The organism is Pseudomonas sp. TE3-3-F2023, from assembly GCF_036784815.1.
GTDB classification, from domain to species: Bacteria; Pseudomonadota; Gammaproteobacteria; order Pseudomonadales; family Pseudomonadaceae; genus Aquipseudomonas; species Aquipseudomonas pudica.
The window spans coordinates 882207-901925 of the sequence record NZ_CP145113.1; the positions used below are offsets into that span (position 1 = coordinate 882207).

Consider the following 19719-nt stretch of genomic DNA (forward strand, 5'->3'; position numbering starts at 1 on the left):
ACTTCAGAAGGGGGCGTGTGAGACGAGCTGACCGCTGATGAAGCCCCAGGCCACCAGGCCGATGGTGAGGGCCGCCAGGGTCACTCGCACGGTCAGCGCTTTCAGTAAACGGGTCGAGTTTTCATCGTCCTTTACCAGAAACACCAGGCCGCTGAACAGGCTGGCAATCGTGGCCAACAGCATCAGGACAATCGCGGCCTTGAGCATGGCGATACTCCGGGGGGATGCGGTGATGTGGATAAGTATAGCGATCGGCCCGACGAGGCTCCGATGAGGCCGTTTCGTCCGGGCTGGGTACCAACCCTGGTGGTGCTTGCGCTGCTGCCGGGGCTGATCGCGCTTGGCTGCTGGCAACTCGGCCGTGCCGAGGAAAAACGCATGCTGCTGGCCGCCTATGCCGAGCGGCGGGTAGAAGCGCCAGTGGCCACGGCCCAGCTGACAGCGAACCAGGACAATGCCTTCCGCCGCGTGCATCTCTATGGCCGCTTCGACTCCGAACACAGCCTGCTGCTGGATAACCGCATGCGCGATGGCCAGGCCGGTGTCGAGCTGCTGCAACCCTTCCATGATCAGGCCAGCGGCGCGTGGCTGCTGGTAAACCGCGGGTGGTTGCCCTGGCCGGATCGCCGTGTGCCGGTGCATTTCGATACCCCTGCCCAGGCGTTGGCGCTGGACGCTTCGGTGTATGTCGCGCCTGGCAGCACGTTCCAGCTGCACCCCGACCCTGCAGGCGGCCAGTGGCCGCATCTGCTGACTGCCGTGGATGCCGCGCAGCTATGGCAACAGCTCGATCGCGAAGGCTTCGCCCATGAGCTGCGCCTGGAACCCGGCCCGGCGACCTATCGCCTGGACTGGCCGGTCGTTGCCATGGGCCCGGAAAAACACCTGGGTTACGCCGTGCAGTGGTTTGCCCTGGCAACCACTTTGGTACTGCTCTACCTCTACTTCGGCTGGCACCACAACAAGGAGAAACGCCATGGCCACCGCCACTCCACTGGATGTGTCTGAACGCAGCAAACCCAGAGCCCGCGGGCGTTTGCAGCTGCTGCTGATTCTGCTGGTGGTGCTCGGGCCGATGGTTCTGGCCACCAGCATGTACAAGCTCAAGTTCTGGGTGCCGGACGGCCGCAGCTACCACGGCGTGATGATCGGCAACGGGGAGACCCTTGCCGATCTCGGCGTAGCGGGCCAGGGCGAGCGCTGGCAGCTGCTGGTGAGCACACCCACAGCCTGTGCCGAGGATTGCCAGCGGCTGGTGTACCTGGCTCGGCAGATCCAGGTCGGCCTGGGTCGTGATGCCAGCCGTGCCAGCCATGCCCTGGCGGCCGCCCAGCCGGCAAGTGCCGAGTACCAGGCGTTGCTAGGCCGCGAATACCCACAGTTGCAGCGTTACCCGCTGGATGCGCAACGCTACCTGCAAAAGGTCGGCGAGGCCGGCCCGCAGCTGTGGATCGTCGACCCACACGGCAACCTGGTGCTGCGCTACGACGCCAAGGTCAACGGCAAGCATGTGCTGGACGACCTGCGCCACCTGCTCAAGCTGTCCAACATCGGCTAGGAGCCTGCCATGGCCAGACCCGGATTCCGCCTTGCTGTGTTCGCCACCTTGCTGGCACTGCTGGTCGTCCTGCTTGGTGCCTATACTCGCCTGACCCACGCCGGCCTCGGCTGCCCGGACTGGCCGGGTTGCTACGGCTTCATCAGCGTGCCCAAGAGCGAAGCGCAGCTGGCCCATGCCGAGCTGCATTTCCCCGAACACCCGGTGGAAGCCGCCAAGGGCTGGGCCGAGATGGTCCACCGCTATTTCGCCGGCACCCTGGCGATGGTGATCGCCCTGCTCGCCTTGCAGGCGCTGCGCCGGCATACCCGCGATGGCCAGCCTTACCGCCTGCCCTTGCTGCTGCTGGGCGTGGTGCTGGCGCAGGCAGCCTTCGGCATGTGGACGGTCACCCTCAAGCTGTGGCCGCAGGTGGTCACCGCGCATCTACTCGGCGGCTTCACTACCCTGAGTTTGCTGTTCCTGTTGTCCCTGCGTCTGTCCCGGGCCTTTGCGCCTTTGCCAAAGCTGCCATTGAGCCTGCGCCGGGTCGCTGCGCTGGCCTTGCTGGTGGTGATCGGCCAGATCGCCCTGGGCGGCTGGGTCAGTGCCAACTACGCGGCCGTCGCCTGCATCGACCTGCCCACCTGCCACGGTCAGTGGTGGCCGACGGCGGACTTCAGCAACGGTTTCCACCTGACCCAGCACGTTGGGCCCAACTATCTGGGCGGGCAACTGGACAGTGATGCGCGCACGGCCATCCACATCAGCCACCGCCTGGGCGCATTGCTGGTGACCTGTGTGCTGCTGATGCTCAGCTGGAAGCTGCACCGCTGCGGCCTCCCTGGCCTGGCACGGCTGGTGCTGCTGGCGCTGGTGGTGCAAGTTGGTCTGGGCATCAGCAATGTGCTGCTGCACCTGCCGCTGGCCGTGGCCGTGGCGCACAACGCTGGTGGGGCGCTGTTGCTGCTGAGCATGGTGCTGGTGAACTACCGCATCCGCGTGGTCGACAAGGTTCGCGTGGGTGTCGGCCATGGCTGGCGCCTGCGGCCCGTGGCTGGCGTGGGCATCACCCACCACATGAGGAATGATTCATGGCGACGCTTCTGAGCGCACAGAGGGCCAGTTGGCGTGATTACCTGGAACTGACCAAGCCCAAGGTGGTGGTGCTGATGCTGATCACCTCGCTGGCGGGCATGTTCCTTGCCACCCGTGCGGGTGTCAGCTGGAGCGTGCTGCTGTTCGGCAACCTGGGCATCGGTTTGTGTGCAGGCGGCGCGGCGGTGGTCAACCATGTGGTGGACCGACGCATCGACGCGCTGATGGCGCGTACCCACAAGCGGCCGCTGGCCCAGGGCCGGGTCGAGCCGCTGCCGGCGCTGCTGTTCGCCCTGGCGCTGGCGCTACTTGGCATGGCCCTGCTGATGGTGTTCACCAATGCCCTCACTGCCTGGCTGACACTGGCTTCCCTGCTCGGCTATGCGGTGCTCTACACCGGTTTTCTCAAGCGCGCCACGCCGCAGAACATCGTCATCGGCGGCTTGGCTGGCGCCGCCCCGCCGTTGCTGGGCTGGGTGGCGGTCAGCGGCCATGTCAGCGCCGAGCCCCTGTTGCTGGTGCTGATCATCTTCGCCTGGACCCCACCCCACTTCTGGGCCTTGGCCATCCACCGCAAGGAGGAATACGCCAAGGCCGATATCCCGATGCTGCCAGTGACCCACGGCGAGCGCTACACCAAGCTGCATATCCTGCTGTACACCCTGGTACTGCTGTCGGTAAGCCTGCTGCCCTACGTCATCCACATGAGTGGCCCGCTTTACCTGGCCTGTGCCCTGGTGCTCGGCCTGCGCTTCCTGCAATGGGCCTGGGTGTTGTACCGTGGCAGCCGGCCGCACGCGGCGATCGGCACCTTCAAGTACTCTATCGGCTACCTGTTCGCGCTGTTCATCGCGTTGCTCCTCGACCACTACCTGTTGCTGAACCTATGACCCGAACCCAGAAAACCGTCTTCATCCTCGTTGCCCTGGTCGCGTTGATCCTGGGCCTGACCGTCAACAAGGTGCTCAATGGCCGCGACCAGCCCAACCCCACCGAGCTGATCGATGCCGGCATCATCCTGCTGCCGCAGAGCCGTACCGTGGCCGATGTGACCATGACCAACCAGGACGGCCAGCCGGTGCAACTGGATGACCTGAAGGGCAAATGGTCGCTGCTTTTCTTCGGTTACACCTACTGCCCCGACATCTGCCCGACGACCTTGGCCCAGTTGCGCCAGGTGAAGAGCGAGTTGCCCAAGGAGGCCGTCGACCGGCTGCAGGTGGTGCTGGTGAGCGTTGACCCGAACCGCGACACGCCGAACCAGCTGAAGCAGTACCTGGGTTATTTTGACAAGGATTTCGTCGGGGTGGCGGGGTCGATCGAGGATACCCAGAAGCTGGCCAATGCCTTGAGCATACCTTTCATTCCGGCCGATACCAGCAAGCCGGGGTATACCGTGGATCACAGCGGCAATCTGGCGGTTGTGGGGCCGGATGGACGTCAGCGTGGGTTCATTCGGGCTCCGTTCAACAACCAGAAGCTGGTGGCGCAATTGCCTGGGCTTGTGAAGCGGGATTGAGTTAACCCCCAAAAGCTTCGCGGGTAAACCCGCTCCCACAGGTACAGCGTAGGCCGTGAGCCTTGCGCTATCCCTGTGGGAGCGGGTTTACCCGCGAAGAGTCCTGCGCGATATGACGGCTTAGAACGCCGGCACCACAGCGCCTTTGTACTTCTCGTTGATGAACTGCTTCACCTCAGGCGAGTGCAGTGCAGCGGCCAGCTTCTTCATCGCGTCCGAGTCCTTGTTGTCCGGGCGGGCAACAAGGATGTTCACGTAAGGCGAGTCGCTGCCTTCGATGACCAGGGCGTCTTTTTCCGGGTTCAGCTTGGCTTCCAGCGCGTAGTTGGTGTTGATCAGGGCAGCATCGACCTGGGTCAGCACGCGCGGGATGGTGGCTGCTTCCAGCTCACGGAACTTCAGGCTTTTCGGGTTCTCGGCAACATCCTTCACGGTGGACAGGATGTTCTTGTTGTCCTTCAGCTTGATCACACCGGCCTTGTCCAGCAGCAGCAGCGCGCGGCCGCCGTTGGTGGCGTCGTTGGGGATTACCACGGTGGCGCCGGAGGACAGCTCGTCGAGCTTCTTGATCTTGGTCGAGTACACGCCCAGTGGCTCGATGTGCACGCCGGCAACGCTAACCAGGTTGGTGCCCTTGGCCTTGTTGAACTCATCCAGGTACGGCTGGTGCTGGAAGAAGTTGGCGTCAAGGCGCTTTTCGGCAACCTGCACGTTCGGCTGGATGTAGTCGGTGAACTCCTTGACCTTCAGCTCCACGCCCTCTTTCGCCAGTGCAGGTTTGACGAAGTTGAGGATCTCGGCGTGCGGCACCGGGGTAGCGGCAACGGTCAGGGACTCGGCGTGGGCCGAGAAGGCCGCGACAGCGGCGACAACAGCAAGCAGCTTCTTCATTGATCACTCCTTGTGAGGGCCGCGACGGCCCCCGAACGGGTCGGCCGGGCCGACCCCATTGGGGTTACTTACGGGAAAAATGCACGACCAGTTTGTCGCCCACGCTCTGCAGGACTTGAACCAGTACCAGCAACAGCACCACGGTGACGACCATCACGTCGGTCTGGAAACGCTGGTAGCCGAAGCGGATGGCCAGGTCGCCCAGGCCGCCGGCACCGACTACACCGGCCATGGCGGTGTACGACACCAGGGTGATGGCGGTCACGGTAATGGCGGCGAAGATGCCCGGGCGGGCCTCCGGCAGCAGTGCGCTGGTGATGATCTGGCGGGTAGTGGCACCCATCGACTGGGTGGCTTCGATGATGCCGCGGTCCACTTCACGCAGGGCGGTTTCCACCAGGCGTGCGAAGAATGGCGTGGCACCCACCACCAGCGGCGGAATGGCGCCGGCGACGCCTAGCGAAGTGCCGGTGATCAGCACGGTGATCGGGATCATCACGATCAGCAGGATGATGAACGGCAGCGAGCGCAGGATGTTGACGATCAGCGACAGTAGCGCATACACACCCTTCTGCTCGAACATCTGTTTCGGCCCGCACAGGAACAGCAGCACGCCCAGCGGCAGGCCGAGCAGCACGGTGAAGAACAGCGAGCCGAACAGCATGATCATGGTGTCGACGCTGGCCAGCCAGATTTCGGCCCAGTCGACGTTGGCAAAGAAATTCAGGGCGTCCATCAACGCAGTACCTCCATATGTACGTCAGCTGCCTTGAAGCGGGCGAACGCCGCTTCCATGTCACCGCCGATCAGGGCGAGGGTGAGCTGGCCATAGGGGACATCCTTGATACGGTCGATACGCCCGGCGAGGATGCTGTAGTCCACACCGGTTTCGCGGGCCACGGTGCCCAGCAGCGGCGCGTAGGTGGCGTCGCCCTGGAATGTCAGGCGCACGATGCGGCCCGGCACATGGGCGAAGTCGTCCCGCTGCTCGCCTTCGTCGACCTGCTCGTCTTCCTGGACGAACCGCTTGGTGGTGGGGTGCTGCGGGTGCAGGAACACTTCGGCCACCGAGCCCTGCTCGACGATCTGGCCGGCGTCCATCACTGCCACGCGGTCGCAGACCCGGCGGATAACGTCCATTTCGTGAGTGATCAGTACGATGGTCAGCTTCAGCTCACGGTTGATTTCGGCCAGCAATTGCAGGACCGAGGCGGTGGTTTGCGGGTCGAGGGCGCTAGTGGCCTCGTCGCACAGCAGGATCTTCGGGTTGGTGGACAAGGCGCGGGCGATGCCGACGCGCTGCTTCTGGCCACCGGACAGCTGCGCCGGGTACTTTCTGGCGTGGTCGGAAAGGCCGACGCGGGCCAGCAGTTCGGTCACGCGCTTGTCGATCTCGCTGCGCGACAGCTCGCCGGCCAGGGTCAGTGGCAGGGCAACGTTGTCGGCGACGGTCTTGGAGGCCAGCAGGTTGAAGTGCTGGAAAATCATCCCGACCTGCTGGCGGAAACCGCGCAGCTGGCTGGCGTTGAACGCGGTAACGTCTTCGCCGTCGACGATGATCTTGCCGCCAGAAGGCTCTTCCAGGCGGTTGATCAGGCGCAGCATGGTGCTCTTGCCGGCGCCGGAATGGCCGATCAGGCCGAACACCTGGCCATCTTCGATGGTCAGGCTGGTCGGATTCAGTGCGGGGATTTCCCTACCGGCGACGCGGTAGGTCTTGTGTACCTGTTGGAACTCGATCACGTAGCGAACCTTGTGGGGCGCATGGAATTTGGGTCAGCGGTTAGCTGGGGTCGCGCATTTTAGCCTTTTCCCATAGCTGTTCTTAGCATTTATTTCGTAATGCACCAATCCTTCGGGCATATCGCGACAACCGGTAATCCTGATTGAACGCTCGGCAAAGCCTCCCGGTCACTACTTGCACACAGCCCGAAACGGGTACGCCTGAAGACTGATGAGGAGAGCCGACCATGCCCAGAAAGAACACGGACGCGCCCAAGCACAGCGAAGCCGCTGGCACCCAGACCCCGGACCGGGCCAATACCAACGCCAAGTTACAGAGCCTGGAGGCTGACCGCAGCGATGCTACAGGCCATGCGCTGCGCACCAACCAGGGGGTGCGCATCGCCGACAACCAGAACACGCTGAAGGCCGGTGATCGAGGCCCCTCACTGCTCGAAGATTTCATCATGCGCGAGAAGATCACGCACTTTGACCACGAGCGCATCCCTGAACGCATCGTGCATGCGCGAGGGACGGGGGCGCATGGCTATTTCCAGAGCTATGGCAACCACGCCGAGCTGACCAAGGCCGGCTTCCTGCAGGACCCGGAGAAAGTCACGCCTGTCTTCGTGCGATTTTCCACGGTACAGGGCCCGCGTGGCTCAGCCGACACCGTGCGTGACGTGAGGGGCTTTGCTGTGAAGTTCTACACCGACGAGGGCAACTTCGACCTGGTGGGCAACAACATGCCGGTGTTCTTCATCCAGGATGCGATCAAATTCCCGGATTTCGTCCACGCCGTAAAGCCGGAGCCGCATAACGAGATCCCGACCGGCGCTTCGGCCCATGACACCTTTTGGGATTTCGTCTCGCTTGTACCGGAGTCGGCCCATATGGTCATGTGGGCTATGTCGGACCGTGCTATCCCGCGCAGCTTGCGGATGATGGAAGGGTTCGGGGTGCATACCTTCCGGCTGATCAACGCTGAGGGCGTAGCCAGTTTCGTCAAATTCCACTGGAAGCCGCGCCAGGGTGTGCACTCCTTGCTATGGGACGAAGCGCAGAAATTGGCAGGCAAGGACGCTGACTTCCAGCGTCGCGACTTGTGGGAGGCAATCGAGACGGGCGATTACCCGGAGTGGGAACTGGGCGTACAGATCGTGCCGGAAGCCGATGAGCACAAATTTGATTTCGACCTGCTGGACCCAACCAAGATAATCCCGGAAGAACTGGTGCCGGTTACACCGTTGGGCAAGATGGTCCTGAATCGCAACCCGGACAACTTCTTTGCCGAAGTGGAACAGGTGGCGTTCTGCCCGGGTCATATCGTGCCTGGTATCGACTTTACCAACGACCCCTTGCTGCAGGGGCGGCTGTTCTCCTACACCGACACGCAACTTAGCCGCCTGGGCGGGCCCAATTTCCACCAGATCCCGGTCAACCGCCCCATTGCTCCCAACCACAACAACCAGCGCGATGCCCTGCATCAGCATGTGGTGCACAAGGGCCGCGCATCGTACGAGCCCAATTCCATCGACGGTGGCTGGCCGAAGGAAACGCCACCAGCCGCGCAGGATGGTGGCTTCGAGAGCTACCAGGAGCGTATTGATGCGCACAAGATCCGCCAGCGCAGCGAGTCGTTCGGCGACCACTTCTCGCAGGCGCGGTTGTTCTTCCAGAGCATGAGCCCGACCGAGCAGCAGCACATCATCAAGGCCTACAGCTTTGAATTGGGCAAAGTGGAACGGGAGGCGATCCGCGCTCGGGAAGTGAATGAAATTCTCGCCAATATCGACCTGAAGCTGGCAGCTGCGGTGGCCGCCAACCTGGGCTTGCCTGCGCCGAGCGGGGGCACGGTGCCAGTGAAGGGGAGCCAGCTTGCGCAGTCTCCTGCCTTGAGCCAGATGAACCACCCGGGTTCGGTTGGCATCAAGGGACGCAAGATTGCCGTGCTGGTGGCAGACGGCGTAGACGCTGCCAGTGTAGACAAGCTGGTCAAGGCCCTGGAAGCGCACAGTGCCCGACCATTGCTCCTTGGGCCGACCTCGGCACCGGTGAAGGCTGCGGACGGCAAGCAACTGCCGGTGGATGCTTCCATGGAAGGGATGCCATCGATCATGTTCGATGGCATTGTCGTGCCTGGGGGCAAGGCTTCGACCGATGCGCTGGCGGCCAGCGGCTTGGCCAAGCACTTCTTGTTGGAGGGCTACAAGCACCTGAAGGCGATGGTGTTGACCAAAGAGCTTTTGGGCAGCTTGGGGTTGAAAGAAGACAAAGGGTTGCTGCTGGGAGATGAGCAGAAGATCGTGGATGCCTTCGTCAAAGCGGTAGAAGGGCATCGGGTGTGGGAGCGGGAGGCAGCTGCGGAGGCTGTGCCGGCCTAAGGCGCTGCTTCGCAGCCCATCGCCGGGAAGCCAGCTCCCACAGGTACTGCACCAGGCTTGAAATTGGTGCGGTCGAGGTGAGAGCTGGCTTGCCGGCGATAGGGCCCGGGAGGCTTATTGCTGATGCGGAACCAGAACCACCTGCGCAGGCAGCGATCGCTGAATCTCGTGCTTCTGCTTCAGCTCGAACCCGCTGTCGATCTTGCGCACGCGTTTTTCCAGCAAGGTCTTCAGCCAAGGCGCATCCTCGGTCCGCGGCACCTGGAACACCACGTCGCACTGATAACTCACCACATCAGCGGCAATGTCATCCAGCTGGCGACGCATGGCGCGGCTGTCGGTGGTTTTCAAGGCCACGACGGTGCTCGGTGCAGCCGGGTCGATGATGCGCGCCTTGGGCTTGGCCTCGGCCGCTTTCAGCGCCGCTTCAGCCTTCTCCAGCTCTGCTTTGCGCGCCTGGGTCACTGCATCGCCACCAGTCACTGCCGGGGCCTGCGGCATCAGCGCACGGGCACGGGCCAAGGCGGTGGCGGCAGCGTTCACATCACCCTTCTGCAGGAAGATCTGGCTGCGTTGCAGGTAGGCTTCGGCGAGTTGGCGCTGGTATTGCTCCAGACGCGCGTCATCCGGCGCCTGCGCCTGCAAGGCTGCCAACTGGTCTTCGGCGGTGGCCAGCTCGTTGCTGGCGATGTTCTGTTGCAACTGCTGCCAGGCATCGGCTTGGGCAGGTGCGGTGGCCTGTTCTACCGGCGCGCTGGAACACGCAGCCAGGAACAGGGAAAACGCGGCAACAAGCAGATAACGGGAGGCGAACGGCTTCATTCCTGCGACTCTCTATTTGCGCAAAAAGCGAGCAAGTCTACACCCAGGTGCGCACGCTCGAAAACAAGTCTTACAGACCCTTTACGTGCGAAAAGGTTGCAGGGCGCGCCTTCACACGCCCTGTTTTTCAGCGTTTTGGCAGGGCCAGGCTCAGCAAGAATAGCACCGCCGCGCAGACCACGATCGATGGGCCTGCGGGAGTGTCCTTGAACCAGGACATGGCCAGGCCGCCGCATACTGCGGTCACGCCCAGCAGGCTGGCGCCCAGGGCCATCTGCTCGGGAGAGCGGGCGTGACGTTGTGCCGCAGCGGCAGGAATGATCAGCAGCGAGGTGATCAGCAGCACACCAACGATCTTCATGGCCACGGCAATCACCACCGCGATCAGCAGCATCAGCGCCATGCGCAGCCCGGCCACCGGCAGGCCTTCGACCATGGCCAGCTCTTCGTGCACGGTAACTGCCAGCAACGGCCGCCAAAGCGCAGCGAGCAGCAGCAAAACCAGCGCGCTGCCGCCAAGGATCCAAGCCAGGTCGGTGGTGTTGATGGCCAGCAGGTCGCCGAACAGGTACGCCATCAGGTCGATGCGCACGTCATGCATGAAGCTCAGCACCACCAGGCCCAGCGACAGGGTGCTGGGGGCGAGGATGCCGAGCAGGGTGTCGGAGGCCAGCGGCTGGCGTTGCTGCAAGGTCACCAGCAAGATCGCCAGCAACAGGCAGCCCACGGTTACCGCCAGCGCCGGGCTGACGTCCAGGGCGAAGCCCAGGGCCACGCCTAGCAGGGCGGCGTGGGACAAGGTGTCGCCAAAATAGGCCATGCGCCGCCACACCACGAAGGAACCCAGTGGGCCGGCCACCAGCGCCAGGGACAAACCGGCAAGCAGGGCGTAGAGAAGAAAATCAGCCATGCTTGCAGTGCGCTCCGTGAACATGGGGGCCAGGGGCGACCACCGAGCCGTGCAGGTCGTGGCTGTGGTCGTGATGGTGGTGGTAGATGGCCAGGCTGGGTGCGGCGTTCTGGCCGAACAGCTCGACGAATGCCGGGTCGCCGCTTACCTGCTCGGGGTGGCCCGAACAGCACACGTGGCGGTTCAGACACACCACCTGGTCGGTGGCACTCATCACCAGGTGCAGGTCGTGGGAAACCATCAGCACGCCGCAGCCGTGGCGGTCGCGCAGGCGGGTAATGAGGTTGTACAGCTCGGTCTGGCCGACCACGTCTACGCCCTGCACTGGCTCGTCGAGCACCAGCAGCTGGGGTTCGCGCAGCAGGGCGCGGGCCAACAATACCCGCTGCATCTCGCCGCCGGAAACGGTCTGGATCGGGCTATCGATGACCTGTTCGGCGCCCACTTCCTGCAACGCCGACAAGGCTGCCGCGCGGTCTACACCGGGCACCAGGCGCAAGAAGCGCAGTACCGACAGCGGCAGCGTGGCATCAACCTGGATCTTTTGCGGCATGTAGCCAATGCGCAGTTTCGGCTTGCGCCATACCTTGCCGCGGTGCGGCTTGAGCAGACCAAGAACGGCGCGCACCAAGGTGGTCTTGCCTGCGCCGTTCGGGCCGATCAGGGTGACGATCTGGCCAGGTGCGACCGACAGGTCGATGCTGTCTAGCACCGCCTCGCCACCGAAAGTGACACCGACCTGCTCCAGGCGGATCAGCGCATCGTTCATGCCGCGCTCCGGCAATTGCTGCACAGGCCGACCACTTCAACCGTCTGGGTCTCGACCGTGAAGCCCACGCCCTTGGCGCTGCTGATGATGGCTTCGCTGATGCTGTTCTGTTCCAGTTCGATGGCTACATGGCAGGCCCGGCAGATCAGGAACTGACCCTGGTGCAGGTGTTCCGGGTGGCTGCAGCCGATGAAGGCGTTGAGCGAGGCGATGCGGTGCACCAGGCCGTTTTCCAGCAGGAAGTCCAGCGCACGGTACACCGTTGGGGGCGCGGCTCGGCGGCCGTCCTGCTCACTGAGCACGGCGAGGATGTCGTAGGCGCCCAGTGGCTTGTGGCTTTGCCAGACCAGTTCCAGCACTCGACGGCGCAGCGCGGTCAGGCGCAGGCCCTGGCGGGTGCACAAGGCGTCGGCTTCAGTCAGTGCGCTGTGTACGCAATGAGAATGATCGTGAGGACGGTTGGCCAGCGGCGTGATGGACATGGGCAGCGACGGTTCTGGATGGAGACGTTATTATGTTACCTGTTTCTGATGACTCGAGTATTCACCGTGTCCCGATTCCTAGTCCTTTTTGTCGCTTTCATCGCATTTTCCGCCCAGGCCGACGTGCGCGTGCTGACCAGTATCAAACCGCTGCAGCAGATTGCCGCCGCCGTGCAGGATGGTGTTGGCAACCCCGAAGTATTGCTGCCGCCGGGTGCTTCGCCGCACCACTATGCGCTGCGCCCGTCCGACGTACGGCGGGTGGGCGATGCCGACCTGCTGTACTGGATCGGTCCGGACATGGAGGGCTTCCTGCCGCGGGTATTGGGTAATCGCAGCAAGCCCACGGTTGCCGTGCAGGCGTTACCGGGCATGAAGCTGCGGCATTTTGGCGAGGACAGCCATTCCCACGAGGAAGAAGACCATGACGACCATGATCATGACCACCGCCCGGGCAGCCTGGACGCGCACCTGTGGCTATCGTCGGTCAATGCGCGGGTGATTGCCGCGAAAATGGCGGCTGATCTGGCGCAGGTCGATCCGGCCAATGCGGCGCGCTATCAGAGCAACCTCAAGGCCTTCGACGAACGCTTGGACGCGCTGGATGGGCGGATCAAGGCGCGGGTGGCCGGGATCGCCGGCAAGCCTTACTTCGTGTTCCACGAAGCGTTCGACTATTTCGAAGCAGAGTATGGGCTCAAGCACACCGGGGTGTTCAGCGTGGCTTCCGAGGTGCAGCCGGGTGCGCAGCACGTGGCGGCCATGCGCAAGCGCCTGCAGGAAGTGGGCAAGACTTGTGTGTTCAGCGAACCGCCGCTGCGGCCACGGCTTGCCGAGACTTTGACCGCCGGGCTGCCGGTGCGCCTGGCCGAGCTGGATGCCCTGGGCGGTACCGACCCTGTGGATGGCAAAGGCTATGAGCGCTTGCTGGAAAAGTTGGGTGGCGACCTGGTTGGGTGCCTGGAACAGCTGTAGGCCTGTGCCGGCCTCTTCGCGGGTAAACCCGCTCCCACAGGGATAGCGCCAGCTTCACGCCTTTCACCGTACCTGTGGGAGCGAGTTTACCCGCGAAGAAGCAGACGCGCTCTAGAGGGCGAACGGCAGGTGCAATGCCACCTGCTGACGCTGCGCCAAACGCACTTCGAACTCGCTCGGGTCGTGGATCATCACATCCAGCCCTGCAAACGATTCCGCTGCAATCAGGCGCGACAACCAGAAGCGCACGCAGCCTACCCGCAACATCTCCGGCCACAGCTCGGCTTCGGCTGCGGTGAAGGGCCGTAGCGACGCATAGGCCGCCAGCAGCGCCTGGGCACGTGGCACATCGATCGCGCCGTGTTCATCCAGGCACCAGTCGTTCACGGTGATGGCTATGTCATACAGCATCGGCCCGGAACAGGCGTTGTAGAAGTCGATTACACCGGTCAGGTGGGTGCCTTCGAACATCACGTTGTCGCGGAACAGGTCCGCATGCAGGTTGGCCCGTGGCAGGGCCAGGATCTGTGCCTTGTGTGCGCTGATTTCATCCAGCGCCGGCTGCAGCAGCGCGGCTTGCTCGGCAGTAAGGCGCGGCAGCAGCTCGGCACCCGAGGCCAGCATCCAGTCCAGGCCGCGGTCGGTGCGGCGCTCGATGATGTGCTCGCGGGTAGCCAGGTGAATGTGCGCCAGCAGCTCGCCGACCTGGGCGCAGTGCTGGGCGTTCGGTGCCTTGATGTGCTTGCCCGACAGCCGTGGCTGCAGCAGCGCCGGCTTGCCGCACAGCTCGCGCAGGCCATTGCCGTCGCGGTCGCGTATTGCATAGGGCACCGGCATGTCGGCTGCGTGCAAAGTGTCCAGCAGCTCGATGAAGAACGGCATGTCCTCGCTGGGCCCGCGCTCGATCAGCGTCAGGACGAACTCCCCCTGTTCGAGGCTGACGAAGAAATTGCTGTTCTCGGTGCCGGCGGCGATGCCCTGGAAATCGAGCAGACGACCCAGCGCGTACGGTGCCAGAAAGGTTTCCAGCTCAGGCCGGGTCACGGGGGTGAAGACTGACATGATGAAAAATTGCCCATACGGGCACTTCCGCCGGGAAGTGCCGGGTTGATGTGAACGGTGCGCGTCAGATTACCACTCGAAGATCTTCCAGGACGGAATCAGCATGTCCGGCTGGTCGGATCGAATGAAATTGCCATCAGAGCCATCGGCGCGTACCAGGAAATAAGGCTTGCCGTTTTTCGGCGTGATCTTGATCGCATACAGGAACCCGTTCTGCCGGTACTCCTGGATGGTTTTGTCGCCTTCCGTGCGAATGGTCACCTCGGGATCGGCCGAGGGGGCGTCGTCCGCCGCCAGGGTGACGACAGGCATGGTGGCCAACAGACCGAGCAGTAACAGGCGATTGAGTGTACGCATGATAACCTTGTCCCTTTGTCGTCAATGATTCTGGCTATTCTAGCGCCGGACCCGTCGAAAAGGTTGATTCTGCTCATGAGCCAAGCGCCCCTCGTCCTGGTGGACGGTTCCTCCTACCTGTACCGCGCCTTCCACGCGCTGCCGCCGTTGACTACCTCCAAAGGCATGCCGACCGGCGCGGTGAAGGGGGTGCTGAACATGCTCAAGAGCCTGCGCAAGCAATACCCCGACAGCCTGTTCGCGGTGGTGTTCGACGCCAAGGGTGGCACCTTCCGCGATGCCATGTTCGCCGAATACAAGGCCAACCGCCCAAGCATGCCGGACGACCTGCGGGTGCAGATCGAGCCGCTGCACGCCAGCGTCAAGGCGCTGGGCTACCCGCTGCTGTGCGTCGAGGGGGTCGAGGCCGACGACGTGATCGGCACCCTGGCGCGCAGCAGCGCCGCGCTGGGCCGCCCGGTGATCATCTCGACCGGTGACAAGGACATGGCGCAGCTGGTGGACGGGCACATTACCTTGGTCAACACCATGACCGGAAGCGTGCTGGACGTGGCTGGCGTGCACGAGAAATTTGGCGTCGGCCCGGAACATATCATCGACTTCCTGGCGCTGATGGGCGACAAGGTCGACAACATCCCCGGTGTACCGGGGGTGGGCGAAAAAACCGCGGTGGGCCTGCTTACCGGTATCGGCGGTGGCCTCAGCGACCTGTATGCCAACCTGGACAAGGTCCCGACACTGGCCATTCGCGGCGCCAAGACCCTGCCGGCCAAGCTGGAAGAGCACCGCGACGCGGCGTTCCTGTCTTATGAGCTGGCTACCATCAAGGTCGACGTGCCCCTGGATATCGAAGTTGATGCCCTGGTGTGCGGCGAACCTGATCGCGAAGCGTTGCTGGCGCTGTACACCGAGATGGAATTCAAGAGCTGGGTCGCCGAGGTGCAGCGTGACGCTGCCAACGCCGGTGACGATATTGCGCCGGTCGCGGAGCCGGTGGCCAAGATCGAGCCCAGGTACGAGACCATTCTCGACCAGGCCCGTTTCGACTTCTGGCTGGAGAAGCTGCGTCAGGCGCCACTGTTCGCTTTCGACACCGAGACCACCAGCCTGGACGCGCAGCAGGCGCAGCTTGTCGGCCTGTCGTTCGCCGTCGAGCCGCATGAAGCGGCCTATGTGCCGCTGGCCCACGACTATGAAGGCGCGCCGGTCCAGCTGGACCGCGCCGCCGTGCTGCTGGCGCTGAAGCCGCTACTGGAAGACCCGGCCAAGGCCAAGGTCGGGCAGAACGCCAAGTACGATATCAACATCCTTGCCAACGGCTCGCCCGCCATCGAAATGCGCGGCGTTGCCTACGACACCATGCTCGAGTCGTACGTGCTGAACTCCACCGCCACCCGTCACGACATGGACAGCCTGGCGCAGAAGTACCTCGACCACACCACCATCGCTTTCGAGGACATTGCCGGCAAAGGCGCCAAGCAGCTGACCTTCAACCAGATCCACCTGGACAAGGCCGGCCCCTACGCTGCCGAAGACGCGGACATCACCCTGCGTCTGCACCAGGCGCTGCAGGTGCGCCTGGCGCAGACGCCGAGCGTGCAGCCGGTACTGATGGACATCGAGATGCCGCTGGTGCCGGTGCTGGCCAAGATCGAGCGCCAGGGGGCGCTGGTCGATGCTGCGCTGCTGCAGGTGCAGAGCGGTGAGCTGGGGGTGAAGATGGCCGAGCTGGAGCAGCGCGCCTATGAGCTGGCCGGTGAGGAGTTCAACCTCGGCTCGCCCAAGCAGCTGGGCGCGATTCTCTACGACAAGCTGGGCATGCCGGTGCTGAGCAAGACCACCAAAGGCCAGCCATCCACGGCGGAGGCGGTGCTCGACGAGCTGGCCGAACAAGGCTACCCGCTGCCGGAGGTACTGATGCAGTACCGCAGCCTGAGCAAGCTCAAGAGCACCTACACCGACAAGCTGCCAGGGCAGATAAACCCGCGCACCGGGCGTATCCACACCTCATATCAGCAGGCGGTGGCGGCCACTGGCCGGCTGTCGTCCAGCGACCCGAACCTGCAGAACATTCCGATCCGTACTGCCGAAGGCCGACGCATCCGCCAGGCCTTCGTCGCCAGCCCGGGCTACAAGCTGCTGGCGGCGGACTACTCGCAGATCGAGTTGCGCATCATGGCCCACCTGGCCAAGGACGAAGGCTTGCTGCATGCCTTCCGCAACGACCTGGACGTGCACCGCGCCACAGCGGCGGAAGTATTCGGCGTAGCCCTGGAAGACGTCACCACCGACCAGCGCCGCAGTGCCAAGGCCATCAACTTCGGGCTGATCTACGGCATGAGCGCCTTTGGCCTGGCCAAGCAGATCGGCGTCGACCGCAAGCAGTCGCAGGATTACATCGACCGCTACTTCGCACGCTACCCGGGCGTGCTGGCCTACATGGAGCGCACCCGCGCCCAGGCGGCGGAGCAAGGTTTTGTCGAAACCCTGTTCGGCCGCCGCCTGTACCTGCCGGATATCAATGCCAAGAACCCGGCTCTGCGCAAGGGCGCCGAGCGCACGGCGATCAACGCCCCGATGCAAGGCACTGCGGCCGACATCATCAAGCGGGCCATGGTCAATGTGGATAACTGGCTGAGCGAGAGCGGGCTGGATGCCCGGGTGATCCTGCAGGTACACGACGAACTGGTGCTGGAAGTGCGCGAGGACCTGGTTGAGCAAGTGAAAGATGAAATTCGCCAGCACATGAGCAAGGCCGCACAGCTGGATGTACCGCTGCTGGTCGAGGCAGGAATTGGTGCGAATTGGGACGAAGCTCACTGATCGGGCGGGGAAAGCTGTGTAGGATCCGTGACGTAGGGATGCGGATCCTGGCACTGCTCAGTGCCAGCGGTGCTGAAGTTTCATGAAACTATCGCAAATAGTTTTCAGGGCTTTGGAACTAAACCGGTGAAGCGGAACTCAGAGTAACTGAATGGCTGGTGAAGCCTTTCGATGCTCCTATGTTGTGTTAAGTGTTGGCAGATATCTGGACCCCGCCCTAGCGGTCCGGACTTGGACCCCGAACTTCCCCCTCCCCATACGAAGTCCGGGGTTTTTTTTGCCCGGAATTTGCCCTGAGTCTGGTGAAGGAACACTGTGGGAGTGGGCGCGCCCGCGAACCTGGGCGAAGCCCAGGCGATGCTCCGCGCTGGATTCTTCGCGGGCATGCCCGCTCCCACAGGTTGAGCAAACCTTCAAATGACTGGCTTGTCTTCCAGTTCCATCCAGTCCGCCAGCACTCGGTAGGCATCTTCAACGCCCAGGCGCTTGGGCGCCGAGAACAGCTGGATCGTCACGCCGTCGCCCCAACCCTTGCGGATTTCCGACTGCACCTTGAGCAAAGTGTTCTTGCCCGCGCCGTGGGTCAGCTTGTCGGCCTTGGTCAGCAGGATGTGCATCGGCATGCTGCTGGCCTTTGCCCAATCGAGCATCATCTTGTCGAAGTCGGTCATCGGGTGGCGCACGTCCATCATCAGGATTACGCCACGCAGGCACTCCCGGCTGCCAAGGTAGGCTTCCAGGTGTTTCTGCCAGTGCTGCTTGAGCGGAATGGGGACTTTTGCATAACCGTAGCCTGGCAGGTCGACCAAACGCCGTTCATCGTCCAGACTGAAGAAATTCAACAGCTGGGTGCGCCCGGGGGTTTTCGAGGTGCGCGCCAGGCTGGCATGAGTCAGGGTGTTGAGGGCGCTGGATTTGCCGGCGTTGGAGCGGCCGGCGAAAGCCACCTCGTAACCCTGGTCGTCCGGGCATTGTTCGACCTTGGCAGCGCTGAGGGCGAATTTGGCTTTCTGGCAGAGGCCGAGGATGGGGTTCTTGACTTGCATGGGATATCCGATGTGGGTGTTGCCTGACTCTGTAGGCCCGAGCCTGGCAAGCGGTGTCGTTTCCGTTTGGATGGCGGAAGTATATAATGCCCCAGTTTTTGTGTGCTCATTCTCCCAGAGAAGGAGAACGGGCATGGGGTGTCGAACAATAGCTCGCGCAACAGAACGCAGCGCGGCCCCCAACCCTGAAGGTCGTTCCGCATGGCGAAATGGCTGCTTGCTGTCGGTATGTTCCTGCCGTTTTACAGCGCACAGGCTACACAGGATCCCGAGGTGTTGTACAACCGCACGTGTGCGGCCTGTCACGCCGGGCAGTTGCCACAGGCACCCAGGCAGGGTGACCGGGCAGCATGGGAGCCAAGGCTGGCGCAAGGCATGGATGTACTGGTGAAGCACGTGACCCAGGGTTTCAAGGCTATGCCGCCGCGTGGATTGTGCATGGACTGCAGTGCCGAGGACTACCGTTTGGTCATCCTTTGGATGAGTGGCAGTCCCGATACATAACATTTCACCCTTAGCCGTGTTGGATTAGCTGATGAACAAACTAGTCGTGAGTCTGCTGTTGACCCTGGGTGTCGCAGGTGCGGCCACTGCTGCGCAACCCGTCAAAGGCGATGCCGCCGCCGGCCAGGCCAAGACGGCCGTCTGTGGCGCCTGCCACAACCCCGACGGCAACAGCCTGGCACCGAACTTCCCGAAACTGGCCGGCCAAGGCCAGCGCTATCTTGAAAAACAACTGCACGATATCAAGTCGGGCAAGCGTACCGTGCTGGAAATGACCGGCATGCTGGCCGCATTCAGCGACCAGGACCTGGCCGACATCGCCGCCTACTTCTCCAGCCAGAAAGGCAGCGTGGGCGCCGCCGATCCCAAGCTGGTCGAACGTGGCCGGGCGCTGTTCAACGGCGGTGACCTGGAAAAAGGCATGCCTGCCTGCACCGGCTGCCACTCACCGAACGGCGCGGGTATCGCCCTGGCCGGCTTCCCGCACCTGGGCGGGCAGCACGCGCAGTACGTGACCAAGCAGCTCACCGACTTCCGCGAAGGAAACCGCACCAACGATGGCGATGCCATGACCATGCGCACCATCGCCGGCAAGCTGAGCAACCACGACATCGAGGCGTTGGCCAGTTACATCCAGGGCCTGCACTGAGGCCATTACAGGCAGCGCATTAACCTTCAGTTAATGTTGTAAGGCAATGATGAAAGGGCGGCCGGACCGCCCTTTTTTCCGTCCGCAGCCGTTACACTACAGAACTCGGCCCCTTCCCGGCCTGTCTCAGAGCAGGTCGCGTCGTGGCGACCAATGACTGCCCAGGAGT

At 63.1% G+C, this 19719-nt stretch carries 21 protein-coding genes; 10 read left to right on the plus strand and 11 right to left on the minus strand.

Going from position 1 to position 19719, the window contains the following annotated elements; genetic code table 11:
• Positions 1-3 precede the first annotated feature (3 nt).
• Complete coding sequence (locus tag V3314_RS04000; RefSeq protein ID WP_003258925.1) at positions 4-207, minus strand: twin transmembrane helix small protein; 204 nt, start codon at positions 205-207, stop codon at positions 4-6.
• Positions 208-270: 63 nt separating this feature from the next.
• Here V3314_RS04000 and V3314_RS04005 point away from each other — a divergent pair, with 63 nt between their 5' ends.
• Genes V3314_RS04005 through V3314_RS04025 form a run of 5 tightly spaced genes read left to right on the plus strand, consistent with a single transcriptional unit; the run spans position 271 to position 4154 of the window.
• Positions 271-1008, plus strand: a complete 738-nt coding sequence (locus V3314_RS04005) for an SURF1 family protein (RefSeq protein WP_338459939.1) — start codon at positions 271-273, stop codon at positions 1006-1008.
• Positions 977-1558, plus strand: coding sequence for a hypothetical protein (locus V3314_RS04010; RefSeq protein ID WP_338459940.1), 582 nt, complete (start codon positions 977-979; stop codon positions 1556-1558). Before V3314_RS04005 ends, V3314_RS04010 begins: the two co-directional genes overlap by 32 nt.
• A 9-nt stretch (positions 1559-1567) precedes the next feature.
• Complete coding sequence (locus tag V3314_RS04015; protein WP_338459941.1) at positions 1568-2647, plus strand: COX15/CtaA family protein; 1080 nt, start codon at positions 1568-1570, stop codon at positions 2645-2647.
• Positions 2632-3525, plus strand: coding sequence for a heme o synthase (gene cyoE / locus V3314_RS04020; RefSeq protein WP_085601993.1), 894 nt, complete (start codon positions 2632-2634; stop codon positions 3523-3525). The genes V3314_RS04015 and cyoE overlap by 16 nt, the downstream gene beginning before the upstream one ends.
• Positions 3522-4154 (plus strand): SCO family protein, encoded by a 633-nt coding sequence (locus V3314_RS04025; protein ID WP_013970305.1) that lies wholly within the window; start codon positions 3522-3524, stop codon positions 4152-4154. The genes cyoE and V3314_RS04025 overlap by 4 nt, the downstream gene beginning before the upstream one ends.
• 120 nt (positions 4155-4274) lie before the next feature.
• On the opposite strand, the gene V3314_RS04030 is transcribed toward V3314_RS04025, so the two are convergent.
• The 3 genes from V3314_RS04030 to V3314_RS04040 all read right to left on the minus strand — a co-directional run bounded on the left by V3314_RS04030 (position 4275) and on the right by V3314_RS04040 (position 6788).
• On the minus strand, positions 4275-5045 hold the full coding sequence (locus V3314_RS04030) for a MetQ/NlpA family ABC transporter substrate-binding protein (RefSeq protein WP_025337216.1): 771 nt from the start codon (positions 5043-5045) through the stop codon (positions 4275-4277).
• A 64-nt stretch (positions 5046-5109) separates the two neighbouring features.
• Positions 5110-5781: a methionine ABC transporter permease gene (locus V3314_RS04035; protein ID WP_013970307.1), complete on the minus strand. Its 672-nt coding sequence runs from the start codon at positions 5779-5781 to the stop codon at positions 5110-5112.
• Positions 5781-6788, minus strand: coding sequence for a methionine ABC transporter ATP-binding protein (locus V3314_RS04040; protein WP_003256960.1), 1008 nt, complete (start codon positions 6786-6788; stop codon positions 5781-5783). The genes V3314_RS04035 and V3314_RS04040 overlap by 1 nt, the downstream gene beginning before the upstream one ends.
• A gap of 227 nt (positions 6789-7015) precedes the next feature.
• On the opposite strand from V3314_RS04040, the gene katE reads away from it, so the two are divergent.
• Positions 7016-9151, plus strand: coding sequence for a catalase HPII (gene katE, locus V3314_RS04045; protein ID WP_338459942.1), 2136 nt, complete (start codon positions 7016-7018; stop codon positions 9149-9151).
• A 114-nt stretch (positions 9152-9265) separates the two neighbouring features.
• Here the strand turns inward: katE and V3314_RS04050 are convergent, their stop codons facing one another.
• From V3314_RS04050 to zur, 4 genes are all read right to left on the minus strand, one after another.
• The gene (locus V3314_RS04050; RefSeq protein WP_046615275.1) at positions 9266-9973 is read right to left on the minus strand and encodes a PA5502 family lipoprotein; all 708 of its coding nucleotides are present in this window, start codon (positions 9971-9973) and stop codon (positions 9266-9268) included.
• A 127-nt stretch (positions 9974-10100) separates the two neighbouring features.
• The gene (gene znuB / locus V3314_RS04055) at positions 10101-10883 is read right to left on the minus strand and encodes a zinc ABC transporter permease subunit ZnuB (protein ID WP_046615274.1); all 783 of its coding nucleotides are present in this window, start codon (positions 10881-10883) and stop codon (positions 10101-10103) included.
• Positions 10876-11652: a zinc ABC transporter ATP-binding protein ZnuC gene (gene znuC, locus V3314_RS04060; protein ID WP_046615273.1), complete on the minus strand. Its 777-nt coding sequence runs from the start codon at positions 11650-11652 to the stop codon at positions 10876-10878. The genes znuB and znuC overlap by 8 nt, the downstream gene beginning before the upstream one ends.
• Positions 11649-12134, minus strand: a complete 486-nt coding sequence (gene zur / locus V3314_RS04065; protein WP_046615272.1) for a zinc uptake transcriptional repressor Zur — start codon at positions 12132-12134, stop codon at positions 11649-11651. Before zur ends, znuC begins: the two co-directional genes overlap by 4 nt.
• An 18-nt stretch (positions 12135-12152) precedes the next feature.
• Here zur and V3314_RS04070 point away from each other — a divergent pair, with 18 nt between their 5' ends.
• On the plus strand, positions 12153-13109 hold the full coding sequence (locus tag V3314_RS04070) for a zinc ABC transporter substrate-binding protein (RefSeq protein ID WP_046615271.1): 957 nt from the start codon (positions 12153-12155) through the stop codon (positions 13107-13109).
• Positions 13110-13220: 111 nt separating this feature from the next.
• On the opposite strand, the gene V3314_RS04075 is transcribed toward V3314_RS04070, so the two are convergent.
• Both V3314_RS04075 and V3314_RS04080 read right to left on the minus strand, forming a co-directional pair.
• Positions 13221-14171 (minus strand): homoserine kinase, encoded by a 951-nt coding sequence (locus V3314_RS04075; RefSeq protein WP_046615270.1) that lies wholly within the window; start codon positions 14169-14171, stop codon positions 13221-13223.
• A 69-nt stretch (positions 14172-14240) separates the two neighbouring features.
• Entirely contained in the window at positions 14241-14528 is a 288-nt protein-coding gene (locus tag V3314_RS04080; RefSeq protein WP_013970316.1) for a DUF2782 domain-containing protein, read from the minus strand.
• A 75-nt stretch (positions 14529-14603) separates the two neighbouring features.
• On the opposite strand from V3314_RS04080, the gene polA reads away from it, so the two are divergent.
• Positions 14604-17351: a DNA polymerase I gene (gene polA / locus V3314_RS04085; protein ID WP_046615269.1), complete on the plus strand. Its 2748-nt coding sequence runs from the start codon at positions 14604-14606 to the stop codon at positions 17349-17351.
• Positions 17352-17764: 413 nt separating this feature from the next.
• Here polA and yihA read toward each other — a convergent pair whose 3' ends face one another.
• Positions 17765-18397, minus strand: a complete 633-nt coding sequence (gene yihA / locus V3314_RS04090) for a ribosome biogenesis GTP-binding protein YihA/YsxC (RefSeq protein WP_003252993.1) — start codon at positions 18395-18397, stop codon at positions 17765-17767.
• Positions 18398-18598: 201 nt separating this feature from the next.
• Here yihA and V3314_RS04095 point away from each other — a divergent pair, with 201 nt between their 5' ends.
• Complete coding sequence (locus V3314_RS04095; RefSeq protein WP_046615268.1) at positions 18599-18901, plus strand: c-type cytochrome; 303 nt, start codon at positions 18599-18601, stop codon at positions 18899-18901.
• A 31-nt stretch (positions 18902-18932) separates the two neighbouring features.
• Positions 18933-19550 (plus strand): c-type cytochrome, encoded by a 618-nt coding sequence (locus tag V3314_RS04100; RefSeq protein WP_003256951.1) that lies wholly within the window; start codon positions 18933-18935, stop codon positions 19548-19550.
• Positions 19551-19719 lie beyond the last annotated feature (169 nt).

What these genes read in the sequence shown, in the direction of transcription:
- yihA (WP_003252993.1), bottom strand. Translation starts at nt 18,397, where the DNA reads ATGCAAGTCAAGAACCCCATCCTCGGCCTCTGCCAGAAAGCCAAATTC.
- V3314_RS04010 (WP_338459940.1), top strand. Translation starts at nt 977, where the DNA reads ATGGCCACCGCCACTCCACTGGATGTGTCTGAACGCAGCAAACCCAGA.
- V3314_RS04100 (WP_003256951.1), top strand. Translation starts at nt 18,933, where the DNA reads ATGAACAAACTAGTCGTGAGTCTGCTGTTGACCCTGGGTGTCGCAGGT.
- katE (WP_338459942.1), top strand. Translation starts at nt 7,016, where the DNA reads ATGCCCAGAAAGAACACGGACGCGCCCAAGCACAGCGAAGCCGCTGGC.
- polA (WP_046615269.1), top strand. Translation starts at nt 14,604, where the DNA reads ATGAGCCAAGCGCCCCTCGTCCTGGTGGACGGTTCCTCCTACCTGTAC.
- V3314_RS04035 (WP_013970307.1), bottom strand. Translation starts at nt 5,781, where the DNA reads ATGGACGCCCTGAATTTCTTTGCCAACGTCGACTGGGCCGAAATCTGG.
- zur (WP_046615272.1), bottom strand. Translation starts at nt 12,134, where the DNA reads ATGTCCATCACGCCGCTGGCCAACCGTCCTCACGATCATTCTCATTGC.
- V3314_RS04000 (WP_003258925.1), bottom strand. Translation starts at nt 207, where the DNA reads ATGCTCAAGGCCGCGATTGTCCTGATGCTGTTGGCCACGATTGCCAGC.
- cyoE (WP_085601993.1), top strand. Translation starts at nt 2,632, where the DNA reads ATGGCGACGCTTCTGAGCGCACAGAGGGCCAGTTGGCGTGATTACCTG.
- V3314_RS04075 (WP_046615270.1), bottom strand. Translation starts at nt 14,171, where the DNA reads ATGTCAGTCTTCACCCCCGTGACCCGGCCTGAGCTGGAAACCTTTCTG.
- V3314_RS04080 (WP_013970316.1), bottom strand. Translation starts at nt 14,528, where the DNA reads ATGCGTACACTCAATCGCCTGTTACTGCTCGGTCTGTTGGCCACCATG.
- znuB (WP_046615274.1), bottom strand. Translation starts at nt 10,883, where the DNA reads ATGGCTGATTTTCTTCTCTACGCCCTGCTTGCCGGTTTGTCCCTGGCG.
- V3314_RS04095 (WP_046615268.1), top strand. Translation starts at nt 18,599, where the DNA reads ATGGCGAAATGGCTGCTTGCTGTCGGTATGTTCCTGCCGTTTTACAGC.
- V3314_RS04030 (WP_025337216.1), bottom strand. Translation starts at nt 5,045, where the DNA reads ATGAAGAAGCTGCTTGCTGTTGTCGCCGCTGTCGCGGCCTTCTCGGCC.
- znuC (WP_046615273.1), bottom strand. Translation starts at nt 11,652, where the DNA reads ATGAACGATGCGCTGATCCGCCTGGAGCAGGTCGGTGTCACTTTCGGT.
- V3314_RS04005 (WP_338459939.1), top strand. Translation starts at nt 271, where the DNA reads ATGAGGCCGTTTCGTCCGGGCTGGGTACCAACCCTGGTGGTGCTTGCG.
- V3314_RS04025 (WP_013970305.1), top strand. Translation starts at nt 3,522, where the DNA reads ATGACCCGAACCCAGAAAACCGTCTTCATCCTCGTTGCCCTGGTCGCG.
- V3314_RS04015 (WP_338459941.1), top strand. Translation starts at nt 1,568, where the DNA reads ATGGCCAGACCCGGATTCCGCCTTGCTGTGTTCGCCACCTTGCTGGCA.
- V3314_RS04050 (WP_046615275.1), bottom strand. Translation starts at nt 9,973, where the DNA reads ATGAAGCCGTTCGCCTCCCGTTATCTGCTTGTTGCCGCGTTTTCCCTG.
- V3314_RS04070 (WP_046615271.1), top strand. Translation starts at nt 12,153, where the DNA reads ATGGAGACGTTATTATGTTACCTGTTTCTGATGACTCGAGTATTCACC.